Below are 15,196 nucleotides of genomic sequence, written 5' to 3' on the forward strand. Positions count from 1 at the left end.
TGAAGGGGAGGAGTAGGGTATCAACTAAATTCTCGGCCTTCTTCTACACTCAGATATGACTTCAGGTAGTTCTTCAGCTCTTTAGCCCGCTCCTCAGCTTCCTTCTCGGATAGGCTACCCTCCGTGAGCAGAACGGCGAAGTCCTCAACCCTCTTCCTCGGGGAGTCCCTCCTCCGGAGGCTGAACGCATCGATTAGAGGTCACTGCTATTTACTACTGCTCAATTCCATAAAACCCTTTTGAAGAGGTCTCCCTCAACTACTCAAAATCCCCCAAGTCCCAGACAAGCCAGCCCTCTTCTCTAAGTTTTTCCTTCTCCTCGACGTTTTTAGCTACTAATCCGTAATGCTTCTCCCAATCCTCCAGCCCTACGAGCTCGGCCTTCCTCTCCAAGTCCTTCAAGATTCCCCTCGCCTCCCTCTCGCTCAAATCCTTCCACTTGACCTCGACGAAGAGCGCCTTCCTCTCACGCTCGTTGAGAGCAACGAGGCCAATCTCCTCGCCCTTATGCCACCAGCGGCCGATTTTCGCGAACCTGAAGGGAAGCTTCCCTTCCCTGTTCAGCTCAAAAAGAAACTGCTTGGCTATCCCCTCAAAGGCAAAGCCGAGGTAGCGGTTGAAGCCCTCCTCGAAGTTTTTGAGGGGGGCATCGAGGAGGCCAGTCTCTATCTCGTCCTTGAACGGGTAAACAAAGGAGTAGTAGAACGCGAAGTAGTTGTCCCCTATAGAGTACCTCGCGTTTCTTCTCCGGCCCTTCTCCTTGCCCTTTAAGGTCACCGGCACTTCTTTCCTCACGATGCCGAGCTCGATGAGAACGCCCAAATAGCGGGGGAGTTTAGAACCGTCTATCCCCGTTGCGTTCCTTAACTCACCAAAAGACCTGTGGCCGTAACTCAGGGCCTCAAGGATTGTGTTGTAAGTGCTTAAGTCCCTGAGCTCGTAGCGGAGCAGAAGCTCTGCCTCCCCGTAAAGGAAGCCCCTCCCAAAGAACTCCCTCCGAATGTTCTCTTCCGGTGTGAGCGAAGGGCTAAAATGGAGGAGATACTCTGGGATGCCGTCAAGAACGGCGTACGTCTTAACGAGCTCTTCAACGGAGTAGCCGGGAAGAAACTCGCGAACATGGAAGAAGGACAGAGGTTTAACCTTCAGGGCCAGGCTCCTTCTCCCGTAGATGGGGCTTCCGTACTGGGTGAGTTCTTCCATCATTGAAACGCTCGACCCGCACAGGACTACTGGGTTTTCCCCCCTAAAGTCGAGGTACTCCTGGAGGAGGCCAAGGATTCTCGGGTAGTTTCTCGCAAGAACCTGGAACTCATCGAAGATTAAAACCACACCCGATGGAAGAACCTCAAAGAACTCGTCAAAGGAAGAGAGAGGCTGCCTTACAAACCTCTCGTTCCCAGTGATATTGAACAGTTTAAGGCTCAGGCTCTTCAGGGTCTCGCTCACTTCCTCCTCCTTGCAGAGATGGTAGATGTGCTGGATGTCCTTCACGGCCTCCACAATGAGACGGGTCTTTCCAACTCTCCTTCGTCCATAGATGATTATCAGGGCGTTCCTTTTGAAAGCCTCTCGAAGCCTGGAGAGCTCCTCCTTTCTATTGACGAACTTTTGCATAATCATGAGTATATACTCGCGATTATTTTATTTAAAGGTTTTGCATCACCGGCCAGTTTGGGGTTATAAAAGCGTGAGGAAAACATAAGAGCGAGAGAGCAGTCCAAACTCCTCAATCCACGAAGGCCTTGCCGTTCCAGAGTTCGAACATCTCGTGGGTTGCATCGGGGTAAACCCTCTTGAACGTTATCCTCCACATCCCATCGAGCGGTTCTATGTCATCTATGTGGATTTTGAGGCCGAGCCTCTCGAAGTGGGTCACCATTCTGTGGGCCGTCTCTATCCTCTTCACCCTCACGGTAAAGGTTTCCTCAACCTCCTCGCCCTCGGAAACGGCCCATATGCTCTCCACGAAGGGCTGGAGGAGGGCTTTTCCAAGAGCTTTAGCGTACTCCTCGAAGTCATCCCCTTTGATCCGGTTCTCCGCGAGATAGAAGGCCAGCCTCTTTATCCTCCCCATAAAATAGCCGTGGGGGAGGTCAAAGAAGATGTGGGAACCTATCTTGATGTCGTTTACGTTGGCGTAGGGGGTTACGTACTTGAGGATTCTCTTCATGTCGGGGCTCTTCATCACGATGCCCTCTCTCCTCTCCTCGCTTAGTCTCTCGATCAGCTCCTTCAGCTCGGTGATTTTGGAAGAGTCGTAGAGACCGAAGCGCTCCACCTGCGGAATCCCGTACTCTTCAGCAAGTTTATAGCGCTCCCCCACCGGAAGGCTCCTGCCGGTAAGCTTCTCCTGGATGTCGAAGAGGAAGAACTGGATGTCCTCTTTAACGTAGGGCGGCCCCTCGACTATGTAGGGGCTCTCGGGCCCGGCCATCTCGCCGGCGAGGACAAGGTTGGGATAATCCTTGAAGAAGTCGGGGTTTATGAAGTCCTCAATCCTCTCGGTGGTGAAAGGGCAGACAAAGCCTCCCCTCGTGAAAGCCAGAAGTCGGCCCCTTATGAGGGCAACGCGGACGTTGTAGCCGTCCACCTTCTCCTCGACGTAGAAGGGCTTTCTTCTAAACAGCCTTTTCACCCCGTTCTCAAGGTGGACTGTTCGCTTTATGTGGGGGAAGCCGAGAATTACCTCCCGCCGGTCAAAGACGACCGTCCCCCTCCTCAGCTTTCCCGCGGAGTCCCTGAAGCGGAGGAAGCGCAAACCCTCGAACTCATCCTCCACGAGGGCCCCCTTGGCCTCGAGGGCCTCCAGCCTCTCCTCCCTCACGCCGAGGTCGAGAAGAATACTCCTGAATCCCGGGCTTACCATCCCTCGCACCCGTGGTATATTCGCTCCCAGAGGTTATAACGATTTAGGAGGGTCCTCTCAAAGTCCCGTTAACCCTTCCCATCAGGGAGCGTGATGTAGTAGTAAGGCTGGGCCGGCATCGAGTAGGTTTTTCCATTCACTTTGTAAACTATGAGCGGCCTGATGACGTACAGGTCGTTTAGTTCGCCCGTGTTCGTGAGCCTCACCGTCAGGTTGGCCTCTCCTCCCGGGTGCACATCCCGTGGGTCGAAGCCCTCAACCCCGAGCCCCGGAACGTCAAAGGTCACGTTGACTATCTCCACCCGCTCATCGAAGGGGTTTGAGAGGGTGTATACCAGCCTCGGCATCGAGGGGGTCGAGCCCCTGGAGGCCTCAACGTAGGTGGGGACTCCGAGGGTTTGCTCTCCCGAGGGCTCCATGACATCAAACTCGACCCTGCCGAGGGGGGCCTTCTTTAGAGACTCCCCGCGCCTGACTTCAAGGTAGGCTTTATCCATAACGCAGCGGCCCGGTTCTTTGAGCCTCAGCGCAATGCTCATCACAAAACCATTGGGGGGATATCTGCCAACGGATACCCCCTCAGACTCGAGGCACGGCGGGAGGTTCCTCACTCCAACGGTGCCGTTAAAATTGGCATTGTTTGTGTTTAACAGGTAGACGTGGAGGGGGACCGTCTCGTTCACGTAGCCCGCGACGTAGCCCACGTAGCTGGAGACGAAGGACTCATCGGTGGGGACTTTCAAAGGTGGGTTAGACTTTTCGAGGGCATAGATGTAGATGGAGGCAATCAAAAAAAGCTCCGAGTATGATAACACCTGCTCCCTTCCTCTTCACGGGAACTTCTTCCTTTCGTATATATCGGGGTTTTCATAAACCAAATGGACACTACATCATATAAACTTTTCCTTTTGCCATGTGTAAAATCTCTTCTTTTTTTTCGAGTACAAAAAGGAGAACCGGACAATAAGCGCACTGATGAATACATCCAAATAAAAGGTTAAAGATAAACTCGCTAGGAACTATCACTGTTCGGTGTGAACGTTAGCGTCCCGTTGCAGTAGGTGGCGCTCCCATCGTACAACCCAAAGGTTGCACAGCCATTTTTGTCTATCCTGCCCCCTCCGGGTATGATGTAACAGAGACACGTTGGGTCCTTCATGCGGAAGAGCCTCTGGAAGATTACCTCCTTTCCGTCCAGAATCATAACATATCCAAAGTAAGGCGAGCCGTCGAGCTGGGGTCTTTCAAATCCCATCAGCACATAACTGCCGTTGGAGACGAGGAACGCGTTTCTAACCGGAACGACGCCACTCCCGAGGTCGAACTTTTTGACGGTTCCATTTTCCCCCAGGATGTAGAAGTAATCATCAGATACGTATCTCCTTACGTCCCGGACGTTCTGAGGGGAGGTTTGATACACGAGGGCGTAGAGATACTCGCTTGTATTGGCTATCAAAACCTTGGGAACGGCTGTCCCGTTGTACCTGTAGTATTTTCCTTTGTCATATGCCCACAGGTAACCGGGGAACTCCATTTTCCAGAGGGCACCTCTTTCATAATTGCAGGCCTCCAAAAGGACAACCGGAACGCTGGCTGTTACGTTTTCAACGGTTACGTTGGTCTTGCCGTAGATGTCAACGCTGAAGTTCACGAGGGGAACGTTCCTCACCTCGCTCACGTTTTGGAGGGCCACTACACCCCAACTGAGGGCGAAAGTCCTGTTTTCGGAATCCATTCTAAAGGGACACAGCTCAAAACCGTTGTTTTGATGTGAAGGAGCAGTGGCATTTTCATTTCCATCCGGCTGATAGCTCTGATGGGCATGGGCAAGAACTATTCCCACTACGAGAATAAAGACAAAGGTAAAGAGGAGACGCGAATGTCTCACCGCAACCACCATAGCATTATACACGTCACACCATATAAACGTTTCCTCTTGCGGTTCAGGAAATCTCTCACTTTTGTGAGTACGAATTCATCGAGGGTCATTCTCCCAATGAGGTGAGGGGCCAGAATTGGGAGGAGCAGTCGGATTAATATGCTCATCAAAAAAGAAAGGGTCACCCCTTCAAAAACGCCTCAACCAGGTTCCTCGTCTCGTTGAAGGCCTCGAGGGGAACTCCCTTCGGCAGGCCGCCGATTTCGCCCTTGACGTCCTTGAGGACACCCTCTCCAGCGCCGAGGAACATGCCCTCACTCACGATCCCCCGGAAGTTAGCCGGCGGAAGTAATGCCACGGCAACGCGGTTGCCCTCCTTGACCGTTAGGTCATTTGTGACGACGGTTATCGCCCTGTCGCCGATGTTGACGTTCGTAACGAGAAGCCTGTCCGCGTTCGGGTGCTTTCCGACGCTCATGACCTCCCCGACCTTGATGTCCACCGCTATGACCGGGTCGTTTATCTTCCCGAGGGCGAGCCTTTTCTCCAGCCCAAGTATCGTGTTGAGGAAGAAGCGGACCTTCGCAACGGCCTCCTCGACCTTCTCGCGCTCGCCCCTATCCGCTAAACTAAGGAACTTGTGGTGCCAGTCCTCGCCGCCTAAGGCCTCTATTATGCCCTTCGCCTTCTCCTTCAAGGCTCCCATCTGGGGGGTTTTGACGAGCTCCGCCGGATCGAGGTAGGAGTAGCGCATGGCCTGAACTTCCGGTATCATCTCCTTGGCGAGCTGGATTGCTTTCTTCTTGTCCCACTTACCCTTGAACTTGGCCCCCTCAATGCTCTTGAGGAAGTACTCGACGGCTTTCTCGGCCACCATAAGCCTGTAATCCTTACTCGTGTCCCACATCTCCTTCAAGCCTCCTTAGGGTCTCTTCCCTCAACCTATCGTTTGAAATGCCCAGTGCTATGTTTAAAGCCTTACCCCTCTCCCCGCGCCTCGCCAGGGCGAGCGCGATATCCTTGAGGAGGAGGGAAGCCTCGTCCCTATCCTCCATCGCCCCCGCCAGCACGAGGGCTTCATCCAAGAGGCCGATTTTTATGAACTTCTTGGCGCTGCTCATGAGCTCGGTGTCGGCCGGTTTTATCTTCTCCCGCAGGATGGCATCGAAGGCATCGGAGATGAGGCTCATCGCAAGGTCTTTCCTGTCGTGTATGACGAGCCAGTATGCTATCTCGAGGAGCGCCGCTATCCTCTCCTCATCCGTGAGGTACTTCACCAGCGCTATTGCCCGCTCCATGTCCCCCGTTTCAAGGGCCTTAACCACCGCGAGCGTCCTCTCCTCCGTGGCTTCGTTAACGATTCTTATCTTGGCGTCCATCTCGGCCGCACGCAGGGGCAGCGAGAGGGAGTTGTATATCTCCTTCGCGAGCCAGTAGAACTCCGTCGCGGAACTCTCGGAGAGGTAATCGCCCGTCTCGACGAGCAAGTCCGCGAGCTCCTTGAGCTTTTGAATGCCCATGGAGTAGGGTAGCTTTAAACTCCTTAACGTCTCCAGCGCAATGTTGAAGTAATAGATTGCATCCTCCGCAAGCCCCATTCTCGCCATGTAACTGGCCACGCGCGCAAGGGCCTCGCTCCTCCAGAGCGGGTCGTCTATATCCTTGGCCTCCTTGATGGCGCCCCTCATGTACCTCTCCGACTCATCGGCACCCGCTACCCAGAGGGAGTGCGCGAGGCACGCCATACCCTCCGCCCTCTCGGGCCCCTCGAAGTCACCCAGAAGAGAGTGTATCTCGTCCATTATCGCCGGGTACTCCGTGAAGGCCGGACCCAGCTCTTCTATAATGTAGCAAAGCATATTGAACCTTTCCTTTTTGTCCTCGAGGGAGAGCACCAGCTCTATTGCCCCCTCGACCTTCCCCTCGCGGATGAGGGCCCTGATATTGTCGAGCATCATCTCCCCTTCACCCTCTTGTCCCACTCCTCGAGCATCGTGTCGAGGGCGAGCAGGTTGGTGAGCTTCAGCCTCACGCGTGAGTTCTCGTAGTCGATCCCGCCCTTGAAGTCGTTGAGAAGCTCAAAAACCTTGAGTGCCTCCTTCTCCGGGAGGGAACGCCCGTAGAATTCCTCACCGCAGTGCGGACATTTGAACACGAAGTCTTCAAAAACGGACATGAAGCGCTCCCTGCTCGTCAGCAGCTCCCTGAAGTCCTCCCTCGAAAGCATCTGCTCGATTAGCTCCTCCCATTTAAGCGCCTCACCACAGATAGGACACCTCGCCATCTTATCACCCCTTGAGAAGAGTTCTGCATCAGGACAATATAAGGTTTGGCCTCGGGGCCCCTACTCCACTCCCCTGAGGAACCTCTCAAGTTCCCCCACAAGAAGCTCCATAGCCTTATCGAGGTTCTCCCTGCCGTTTGCACCGGCGGCACCGGCGTGCCCCCCTCCCGAGCCGTCTATGATGGGCCCAACCTTCTCCATGAGCTTTCCGAGGTGGAGGCCCTTCTTGACGAGCTGATCCTTGGCCCGGGCCGAAATCCTTACCCCTTTCTTCTCACTCCCCACCACGGCAACGTCCGCCCCGAGCTGGAGGAACACCTTGCACGCCAGGGACTCGTAGGCAGAGACCCTGGAGTATGCAATTATGAACCGCCCCACCTTCTTCAGCTCCATGCGCTGGCAGGCCTTGAGAATGGCCATCCTCTTCGACTGGTCAACGTTCTCATCGCTGACTGGAGCAACGAGGGCCTGTATCTCCCCTATAGAGATTTCAAAACGGCGCAGTATTTTCGAAAGAATCTCAAAGGTATCGGCGTTGGCGAAGCGGAAGCTGGCTGTATCGGTTACTATCCCCGCGAGAATGGCCCTCGCGGCGGTCTCATCATAGAAACCAGCGTACTCAAGAAATTCCCACACTATCTCCGCCGTTGAGCTCCGGGATGGGTCAACGAGCCGTATATCGGCCCTTATCGGTCTCTCCTTCTCGGCGTGGTGGTCAATGAGGATGACTGGCCTATCGGGGGGAATCTCCACGGGCTCGAGCTGTTCCATGGAGGATGTATCGAAGATTACCACCACGTCCTCCTCAACGGCGGGGTTTACTTCAGCGCTTTTGAACTCGAGGAGCCTTTTCGCGTAGGAGGAGACGCTCTGGGCCACCCCTATGCGGTTCTCTATTCCGAGAGAATCCAAATAGCGCGAGAACGCTATGGCGGAGCCGAGGGAGTCAGGATCAGCGTTGTGGTGGCAGAGCAGGAGGAAGGACTTCTCCCTTGAGGCCTCAATGAAGCGTTTGAGCCTGAGTTTTCCCCTCATTTCAGCTCCTCCAGGGCTTTTTCCACTCTTTCCACGAACCTCCTGGCCTCTTTGACTATCTCCTCAGCTTCTTCAGGGGTGGGTCTGAACGTTGAGTCATAGTCTGCCCGCTCTCTCAGGCTCTCGGCTAGGGCGAGGGCTTTGGCGTAGTATGCCTCGACCACCCCCTTCTTTACGAATTCGAGACCAAATTTTGCTATAACCCCTCGATGACTTTTTGCAACAATTCCTTTAGACCTGAGGAGCGCGCTGGCGGCATAAAACATAGCGTAATATGCCCTGCTCATTGAGTCACGGTAAAGACCGTTTTCAAGAAGCAGTTCCGCCGAACTGAGGGATTCGTGGGCATGCTCCAGGAGGAGGAACACTTCTTCACTGACCAAGTGAGACTCCCTCCCTGCGGATGTTGGTATAGAACGCGGTGTTTATGTCCTTCATAAGCTCGAACTCCTCAACGCTCACGACTTTGGCAGAGATATAGGCACCCTGTTTCAGGAGATACTCCACCACCAGGTCGGAGACCCTCTTTTGAATCTCCCAGGGATCAGTGTCAACGACGATGAGAATGTCTATATCACTGTCGCCTCTATAATCCCCCCGGGCCACAGAACCGAAGAGTATGATATCCCTAACCACATCTCCAAGGGAGTTCCTAACGTCCTCTGCAAACTTCTCCGCCATTGTACGATAGTCCATGCCTCCCACCGTCGTAATTTATCTTTGTTTTGTGATTTAATCTTTTCCAGCGATCTCCCTGAGTCTCTTCTCGACGGCCGCGTAAGCCTCCTCGAGGGCCTCGTCAACGAGCCTCTCTACATCCACCCTCACGAAGACCGGAACCTCAACGTAGGCCTCAACCTCGAGGTCAAGGGTCTCATTGCGGTTTATCCTCGCGGTCACCTCAATGTCCTTAACGTCGCTCCTGTGGAGGACGGAGAACACTTTTTTCAAAACGACCCCCTGGGCAAGCTCTCCAATCTCGATAAGCTGCTCCTCCGACAGCTCCGGAAGGCCCATGTGAATAACACGTTTCATGGTCTCACCCGAAAGAAAAAGAGAACGTTCAGCCGGCGACTCCCCTAAGGACGCCCTGTATCTTCTGGGTGAGCTCTTTGAGGGTCTCGTTGAGCTTCTGCTCCTGCCTCTCGAGGGCCCTGAGGCGAACTTCGAGGGTCTCTATCTTTTCCTTGAGTTCCTCCACCGCCTTCGCCTTCTCCGTTCTCACGATGAGGGTTCCAACGGTCTTGTAGACCGGGGTCTCCTCCTCGACCTTCTCGATCTCCTCAAGGGCATTCTTAGCGTCGTTTAAATCGAGCTGAACCTTCTGCTTCTGCTGAACAACGAGCTGAAGCTGCTGCTGGTAGCTCTCAAGCTGCCCCAACATCTGCTGAACCTGAGGGGGAATGTTCTGCATGGCCAACACCTCCGTAATCGCAATACCGGGTTAGAATAGGGCGGAGAGTTTAAGAAAGTTGTGGACGAGAAAAGCTAAATCTCGAAGGAGTCCATAGCCACCTTTATCCACCTCAGGTAGGAGTTGAGTGTTCCCCTGAGGGCGGAGTTGTCGGCGGCGGTGAACTCGATGACGACCTTCCTCCCCTCCTGCCTGAACTCTATTCTGCTCCTCCTGTAGGGCACGCTCTCGTGCTCCAGTTTTACGCTTTCGTAAACCACCCTCGCCACTTCCTCGTTTGGAAACTCAATCTCTATGATGCCCCTGATGGGTTCACTCATCTTCCCCACCCCCAATGTGACTCAGTACCAACCCCACGCTGGCTGAGACGAATATGCCAAGTATGCTCGCGAGCGAAGCAAGCGCGTACATGTGCTCGCTTAGAACTCCATAGGAGTAACCCAACTCACCGACGAGCAGGCCGAGCACTCCAAAGCTCGCTATCCCTGCACCCCTGGTTAAGGAGACCTTCAGGTCCTTTTCCCATACGAGCACGGTTGTGAGGAGAATCCTGACGATGTATATAACCACAAAGAAGTAAACAACATCTAGGGAGAACTCCGTCTCAAAGTTTATGCCCCTCCAGGCGAAGAATATGGGGGCAAATATGCCGTAGGTAACGCCGGATATTATCGTGTGCACCCTCTCGAACTGCTTAGTTCCCATGAGGTCGCTGTGGAGCATCAAACCAACGAGGAACGCCCCAATACTGAAGTGGAGGCCGAGCTCTTCACTGATGAGGGCCAAAGAAGTTGCCAGAATCATCACCATGCCGAATACCGCTTCATCGCTCTTCAGCCTGCGGAGCTTCGTTGTTATCAAAACCCTGTGCTTTATCCCGATGGCGTAGTTTATCCCGAGGACTACGGTAAGGAAGAGGGCATCCTTCAGGAGCTCCAGGCCCAGCTCCACATAGCTCAGGTGGTGGAGCTCGAAGTTTATGAGGAGGTAGAGGATGACGAGGGCCCCCACCTCGCTTATCACCGCATAGGAGAGGGCAACGTGGAGGAAATCCCGGCCGAAGAACCTCGTGAGGCGGAGCACTATGGGAGCCGAGGCCACGGCAAGTATTGACGCCACTATGAAGTTGTCAGTCTCCACACGATAGTCCGTGAAGGGGAGCGTGAGGAAGAACATCGCGAGTAGGGTGATGGTGTAGATAGGAAAGCTCTTCCTCCCTCCTATACGCACCTCCTCAGGAGTGAGCTCAAGGCCCGCGTACATCATGAGGAAGAACACCCCAAGCTCGGCCAGGAGGCTCAAATCTTCACGGGGCAGGTCGTTGAGGACAACTCCAAGCACGAGGCCCGCCGAGATTTCCCCAAGGAATCCGGGATAACCCAAGCGCTCGGAAACCTCGGCCAGGAGGCGCGCAACGGCGATTATAATGAAGACGTAACCGATAACGTCAAAAGCCAAGCGGCATCCCCACATATTGTAGTGCCCAGGGTTTAAATGCTTTGAGATGGCAAGCTATTTTAGGATGGGCAGGGAGTGGAGGATATGAGGCACTACGAGCTCATAAAGGTTAAGGAAGATGGAAAGGTGGAGATCCCGCTCGAGTTCGCCTACGAGCTCGGGCTCGTCAAAGGAGCCTACTTCCTGGTAGAGGTTGACACCGACCTCAAGGAGGCCCACATGGAGAGGATAGCCCTCCCGGGGAAGAGACTGGTCGAGGTTGAACTCGTTGTGGAGGACAGGCCCGGGGTTCTGGCCAAGGTCAGTGGGCTCTTTGGAAAGCACGGGATAAACATCCTCTTCAACGAGAGCGAGGAGCTGGGCGAGCTGGGTCTCGCTGCCATAGTGGCCATCGTGGACGTCAGCGGAAGCAGGGTTTCACTTGAGGAGCTTGAAAAGGCCCTTAAGGGGCTGGAGGAGGTCAGGGAGCTAACCCTGAGAGAGGTGGAGTAGGAGGAGCAGAAATAGGGCGAAGAGGGCCGCGCCAGTGTTCACCTCCTCCGGTACTATTTCCTCTTTTTGAAGCTTTAACCTAAACACACCGCTTGTTTTGAGGAGCAGAAAGAGCAAGACCCCTCCGGCGAGGAGGTAAGCATCCATAACCTTTGGAGAGCCTCCGAGCGAGACTCCAGCGAGGAGTGCCGCGAGCGCCATCATGGAGGACGGAAGGGCCAGCGCGCCGCTCCTCTCTCCTCCACCCCTCATGAGATGGTAGTTGAGCTTTGTGAAGGAAGCGAGCGTCCCCAGACCGGCGAGGTAGAACAGTTCCCTACCATGGGGAAGCGCCTTCAGGAGGGCTGCCTTCGCCGGAGAGCCGACGAAGGGCCATATCCCCCCTATCGCGAGGCTCAGCATCAGGACCGAGGTCATCAGGAGGGGGTCGCCCCTGTAGGAGAGCTTCTCAAGTTCTCTCGTCCTGGCTTTGTCCACCATAGCCCCGGCGGATAGGAAGAGGCCGCCCTTGAAGAGCATGTGGGCGAAGGCGTAATAGACAACCCCCTGCGGGTTGAGCGTGGCTATCCCGAGGAGGACGTAGCCCATCTGGGAAACCGTCGAATAAGCTAAAAAGCGCTTTATGTCTCTCTCCAGCAGCATCATCACAACCCCAAAAAACATCGAGGAGAACGCTAAAACGAGAAAGGTCGTTTTGAGGTTTTCCGGAAGCGGCAGGTAGAGCGAGAGGAGGAGCATCCCGTAGGCTGGGGCCTTGACAACAGCACCAGAAAGGAGCGCCGAGACCGGGGAGGGGGCGTTGGCGTGTGCATCGGGAAGCCACGTGTGGAGGGGGAAGATACCGGCCTTGAGGAGGAGAGAGGTGAAGGCCACTGCGACGGCAGCCCTTATTTCCGCTGCGGGCGAAGCCTGGGAAATCAGCTCAAGGTTCAAATAGCCCGTCTTAAGGTAGATGACGCCTATCGAAAATACGAAGAAGTAGGAAGCGAGGAGGGAGAGCATGAGGTACTTGTATGCCGCCCTGGTTGCCCTTCTCTCTCCGGAGAAGCCCACCAATGCGAAGGAAGACACCGAGGCTATCTCCATGAAGATGTATAAGTTGAAGAGGTCCCTGCTTATAAACGCTCCAAGGAGGCCCGCATGGACCAGGAGTAGCAGGACGAGGGCCTTTACTTCCTTTTTGAAGTAGTTAATGGAGTACAGGGAAACGGCGGAGAAGAGGATAAGCTCGCCGAGCACGAGGAGGGAGTTGTAAGCGTCGAGAGCTACTTCTATGCCGCCAATCTTCGGCCAGCCGCCCACAACCTCGCTCCCACTCCCAGTGAGTAGGTAGGCCAGCCACGGGAGCAGTGAGCCGGCCAGAAAAGGGTACTTAGCGTACTTTTTCATTCTAACGGGGATTGTTAGGGCAGTGAGGAAGGCAAAGAGCAATGGGATTGCAACAAGAACGGCTATCAAGTCCACTCCCCTCCATTGCGCAGTATCATCGCCAGGGCCAGCGCGGTTATGGCAACATCCACAACGAGCGTTGTCAGCATGAGCGTCGCCGGGAGGGGGTCAACCGGGTTGGAGGGCATTATGGGGAAGCTCCCTCCCTCCACGTAGCCTGCCCCTATGAAGAACAGTATCAGGCCGAGGGAGATTACGTTGATTGAGAGCACCTGCTTTATCGGGTTCTCCTTCGATATCAGGCCGTAGAGGCCGATGAGCATCACGATTATTCCAGCTGTTTCGGCGTTAATCACGGTCAACCCACCTCGAAAGGATGTAGAATACAAGGACGAAGGAAGTTCCCACCTTGAGGGCGACTCCTATGTTGAAGGTCATTACGGTCCCCCCGGGAACGTAGGGGCGGAGGAAGTTGAGGAAGAAGGCCCCGAAGGCAAGGCCCATCAGCGCGGTTCCCACAATGAATAGGGCCGCGGAGGACTCCACGAGCTGGACGGTCCTTAGTGGGAAGTGTTTTCTAGTCCTCCTGTAGCCGTAGGCGGTCATGAGCAGGATAACGCTCACGGCGAAGATTACCCCCGCCTGGAAGCCGCCGCCGGGGCTCTCGTAGCCGTATATGGTGAGGTAAGCTCCATAGGCGACCAGGAACGGGGCAACGAGCTTGGTCGTCGTCCTCACCACCAGGCTCATCTTCATCTCTTTCTCCCCCCGAGGAGCAGGTAAAAGCCCGTAACGGCTGCAAAGAGGAGCGTTGCCTCGCCAAGACTGTCGTAGGCCCTCCAGTCTGCTAATATGGCCGTCACAAGGTTGGGTATCCCAACCTCACGCCAATGGCTTATGTAGTAGGCGTAGCTCCCCCCGGAAACTTTAGTGTAGTCAAGCCCGAGGAGCTCCAGCAGGAGAGCCGAACTGATGAGCGCTCCGATGAGGCGCTTCACTCCCCCACCTCCTTTATGGTGTAGAGGAACAAGCCAGTGACTATCGCCCCAACCACGACGGCTGAAAGGGCAACGTCTGGAGCCCTTAGCTGGATCAGGACGATGACGAATGCTAGGCCGAGGAGACCGTAGCGCAGCACCGCGGAGGTGAGCTTTTTAGCTTCGATCACCGAGACCGAGAGGAGTACTATCGCCACGAGGAGGACTTCATGGATTGTCCCAGGCATACATGTCCACCACCGCTTTCGGCTTTATCCCACTCTTATAGGCGGCCCTCGCTATCGCGTGGCTGACCATCGGGTTTATCATGGCTATCATGAACGCTATAACAAGAAACTTCAGCTTCCCTGTAAGGGAGAAGTGCGATGCTAGGGCCAGGGCCAGGAGTATGCTTATTGCCCCTCCCGTGTCGCACTTCGCTGTTGCGTGGAGTCTCGTGTAAACGTCGGGGAAGCGGAGCAAACCGAGGGCCCCGAATAACATTATGAAGAGGCCGAAGAGGAGGAAGAGGAGAGCTATCACGCCCTCACCTCCATGTACTTCGCTATGATGAGCCCGCCTACGGCGTTGACCATGAGGAGCACTACGCTCACGTCGAGGAGGTAGGGAGCATCGTAGAGGAGTGAGAGCATCGCTATTATCACCACAGCCTTCGTCGTTGCCGTGTTCAGCGCGACTGCCCTGTCTGCGAGCGTTGGCCCGAAAATAACACGGTAGCTAACCAGTGTCGCAGTAAACACGAGGAAAGCCACTGCGTAGGGCAGAATCACCAGAAGATTTTCCTCAGCCATTCCTCAAGCTCCCCCTTTATCTTCATTCCAGCCTTCTCCTGGTCGAGGGTTTCGACCTCAATCCAGTGCACGTAGAGGTAGGCCTCACCGAGCTTCTTGTTCACGTCCAGTGTGAGAGTACCGGGCGTTAGTGTTATGGAGTTCGCGAGAACGGTTAGGCCCGTGTTGGAGTGAAGGTCAGCCTTCACCTTAACTATCCCGGGATTTATGTCCATGAAGATGACGTTCTTGACGACCTTAAGGTTGCTCTCAAGCAGGCGAAAAGCCATGATGAAAAGGTACTGCGGAACCAGGAAGAGGAATATGTAGGCCGCCTTCGAGAGGAGGTGCCCCGTCTGCCTTATGTCGTCCGTCAGAAAGTCCCTCGTTACCATGGCAACCATGAGGGTCACAAGAGCCCCTGTGATAATGTGGGAAGGTGAGAACTTGCCGCTTACGACGAGCCAGAAGGCGAAGAGTGCAAGCCAAGTTATTCCCACCCTCTCCCACGCGGGAAGCTTCCTAGCCTCGTAGCTCTCGTAGAGAACCCTTCTTTGAACCTCCTCGAGGCGGCTCTTGAGGTAGAAGTGGATGCGGCTCATACACAG

General features: G+C 54.8%; 23 protein-coding genes. 1 reads left to right on the plus strand and 22 read right to left on the minus strand.

Annotated features, from left to right (window positions below):
- Positions 1-258 precede the first annotated feature (258 nt).
- From PFER_RS04610 to PFER_RS04675, 14 genes are all read right to left on the minus strand, one after another.
- Entirely contained in the window at positions 259-1,623 is a 1,365-nt protein-coding gene (locus PFER_RS04610; protein ID WP_048149255.1) for an ATP-binding protein, read from the minus strand.
- Between the two features lie 106 nt (positions 1,624-1,729).
- Positions 1,730-2,869 (minus strand): RNA ligase, encoded by a 1,140-nt coding sequence (locus PFER_RS04615; protein ID WP_048149257.1) that lies wholly within the window; start codon positions 2,867-2,869, stop codon positions 1,730-1,732.
- 68 nt (positions 2,870-2,937) lie between these two features.
- A complete protein-coding gene (locus tag PFER_RS04620; protein ID WP_048149260.1) occupies positions 2,938-3,684 on the minus strand; it encodes a hypothetical protein in 747 nt (248 codons plus the stop codon).
- Positions 3,685-3,881: 197 nt separating this feature from the next.
- A complete protein-coding gene (locus PFER_RS04625) occupies positions 3,882-4,766 on the minus strand; it encodes a hypothetical protein (protein ID WP_245612443.1) in 885 nt (294 codons plus the stop codon).
- 163 nt (positions 4,767-4,929) lie between these two features.
- A complete protein-coding gene (locus PFER_RS04630; protein ID WP_048149264.1) occupies positions 4,930-5,655 on the minus strand; it encodes a tRNA-binding protein in 726 nt (241 codons plus the stop codon).
- Positions 5,639-6,706: a hypothetical protein gene (locus PFER_RS04635; RefSeq protein WP_048149266.1), complete on the minus strand. Its 1,068-nt coding sequence runs from the start codon at positions 6,704-6,706 to the stop codon at positions 5,639-5,641. Before PFER_RS04635 ends, PFER_RS04630 begins: the two co-directional genes overlap by 17 nt.
- Positions 6,703-7,032, minus strand: a complete 330-nt coding sequence (locus PFER_RS04640) for a hypothetical protein (RefSeq protein ID WP_048149268.1) — start codon at positions 7,030-7,032, stop codon at positions 6,703-6,705. The genes PFER_RS04635 and PFER_RS04640 overlap by 4 nt, the downstream gene beginning before the upstream one ends.
- Positions 7,033-7,092: 60 nt before the next feature.
- Positions 7,093-8,067, minus strand: a complete 975-nt coding sequence (locus tag PFER_RS04645; RefSeq protein WP_048149270.1) for a DHH family phosphoesterase — start codon at positions 8,065-8,067, stop codon at positions 7,093-7,095.
- Entirely contained in the window at positions 8,064-8,450 is a 387-nt protein-coding gene (locus PFER_RS04650) for a HEPN domain-containing protein (protein ID WP_048149272.1), read from the minus strand. The genes PFER_RS04645 and PFER_RS04650 overlap by 4 nt, the downstream gene beginning before the upstream one ends.
- Positions 8,440-8,763: a nucleotidyltransferase domain-containing protein gene (locus PFER_RS04655; protein WP_048149273.1), complete on the minus strand. Its 324-nt coding sequence runs from the start codon at positions 8,761-8,763 to the stop codon at positions 8,440-8,442. The genes PFER_RS04650 and PFER_RS04655 overlap by 11 nt, the downstream gene beginning before the upstream one ends.
- A 36-nt stretch (positions 8,764-8,799) precedes the next feature.
- Positions 8,800-9,102 carry a DUF3194 domain-containing protein gene (locus PFER_RS04660; protein ID WP_048149275.1) on the minus strand — a complete coding sequence of 101 codons (303 nt, stop codon included), beginning with the start codon at positions 9,100-9,102 and terminating at the stop codon, positions 8,800-8,802.
- Positions 9,103-9,130: 28 nt separating this feature from the next.
- Positions 9,131-9,481, minus strand: coding sequence for a prefoldin subunit beta (locus PFER_RS04665; protein ID WP_048149277.1), 351 nt, complete (start codon positions 9,479-9,481; stop codon positions 9,131-9,133).
- Between the two features lie 74 nt (positions 9,482-9,555).
- Complete coding sequence (gene pcc1 / locus PFER_RS04670) at positions 9,556-9,801, minus strand: KEOPS complex subunit Pcc1 (RefSeq protein ID WP_048149279.1); 246 nt, start codon at positions 9,799-9,801, stop codon at positions 9,556-9,558.
- Positions 9,794-10,939: a cation:proton antiporter gene (locus tag PFER_RS04675; RefSeq protein WP_157255096.1), complete on the minus strand. Its 1,146-nt coding sequence runs from the start codon at positions 10,937-10,939 to the stop codon at positions 9,794-9,796. The genes pcc1 and PFER_RS04675 overlap by 8 nt, the downstream gene beginning before the upstream one ends.
- Positions 10,940-11,023: 84 nt before the next feature.
- Here PFER_RS04675 and PFER_RS04680 point away from each other — a divergent pair, with 84 nt between their 5' ends.
- The gene (locus tag PFER_RS04680; RefSeq protein WP_048149283.1) at positions 11,024-11,431 is read left to right on the plus strand and encodes an ACT domain-containing protein; all 408 of its coding nucleotides are present in this window, start codon (positions 11,024-11,026) and stop codon (positions 11,429-11,431) included.
- Here PFER_RS04680 and PFER_RS04685 read toward each other — a convergent pair.
- Genes PFER_RS04685 through PFER_RS04720 form a run of 8 tightly spaced genes read right to left on the minus strand, consistent with a single transcriptional unit; the run spans position 11,408 to position 15,190 of the window.
- A complete protein-coding gene (locus PFER_RS04685; RefSeq protein WP_084593910.1) occupies positions 11,408-12,895 on the minus strand; it encodes a proton-conducting transporter transmembrane domain-containing protein in 1,488 nt (495 codons plus the stop codon). The genes PFER_RS04680 and PFER_RS04685 overlap by 24 nt on opposite strands.
- Positions 12,886-13,176: a cation:proton antiporter subunit C gene (locus PFER_RS04690; RefSeq protein WP_048149288.1), complete on the minus strand. Its 291-nt coding sequence runs from the start codon at positions 13,174-13,176 to the stop codon at positions 12,886-12,888. Before PFER_RS04690 ends, PFER_RS04685 begins: the two co-directional genes overlap by 10 nt.
- Positions 13,169-13,576 carry a Na(+)/H(+) antiporter subunit B gene (locus tag PFER_RS04695; RefSeq protein WP_048149290.1) on the minus strand — a complete coding sequence of 136 codons (408 nt, stop codon included), beginning with the start codon at positions 13,574-13,576 and terminating at the stop codon, positions 13,169-13,171. Before PFER_RS04695 ends, PFER_RS04690 begins: the two co-directional genes overlap by 8 nt.
- Positions 13,573-13,818, minus strand: coding sequence for a hypothetical protein (locus PFER_RS04700; RefSeq protein ID WP_048149292.1), 246 nt, complete (start codon positions 13,816-13,818; stop codon positions 13,573-13,575). The genes PFER_RS04695 and PFER_RS04700 overlap by 4 nt, the downstream gene beginning before the upstream one ends.
- A complete protein-coding gene (locus PFER_RS04705) occupies positions 13,815-14,045 on the minus strand; it encodes a hydrogenase subunit MbhD domain-containing protein (protein WP_048149295.1) in 231 nt (76 codons plus the stop codon). Before PFER_RS04705 ends, PFER_RS04700 begins: the two co-directional genes overlap by 4 nt.
- A complete protein-coding gene (mnhG, locus tag PFER_RS04710; protein ID WP_048149297.1) occupies positions 14,026-14,340 on the minus strand; it encodes a monovalent cation/H(+) antiporter subunit G in 315 nt (104 codons plus the stop codon). Before mnhG ends, PFER_RS04705 begins: the two co-directional genes overlap by 20 nt.
- On the minus strand, positions 14,337-14,609 hold the full coding sequence (locus PFER_RS04715) for a monovalent cation/H+ antiporter complex subunit F (protein ID WP_048149299.1): 273 nt from the start codon (positions 14,607-14,609) through the stop codon (positions 14,337-14,339). Before PFER_RS04715 ends, mnhG begins: the two co-directional genes overlap by 4 nt.
- Positions 14,585-15,190, minus strand: coding sequence for a Na+/H+ antiporter subunit E (locus PFER_RS04720; protein ID WP_048149301.1), 606 nt, complete (start codon positions 15,188-15,190; stop codon positions 14,585-14,587). The genes PFER_RS04715 and PFER_RS04720 overlap by 25 nt, the downstream gene beginning before the upstream one ends.
- Positions 15,191-15,196 lie beyond the last annotated feature (6 nt).

Source organism: Palaeococcus ferrophilus DSM 13482, assembly GCF_000966265.1.
In the GTDB taxonomy this organism is placed as follows: Archaea; Methanobacteriota_B; Thermococci; order Thermococcales; family Thermococcaceae; genus Palaeococcus; species Palaeococcus ferrophilus.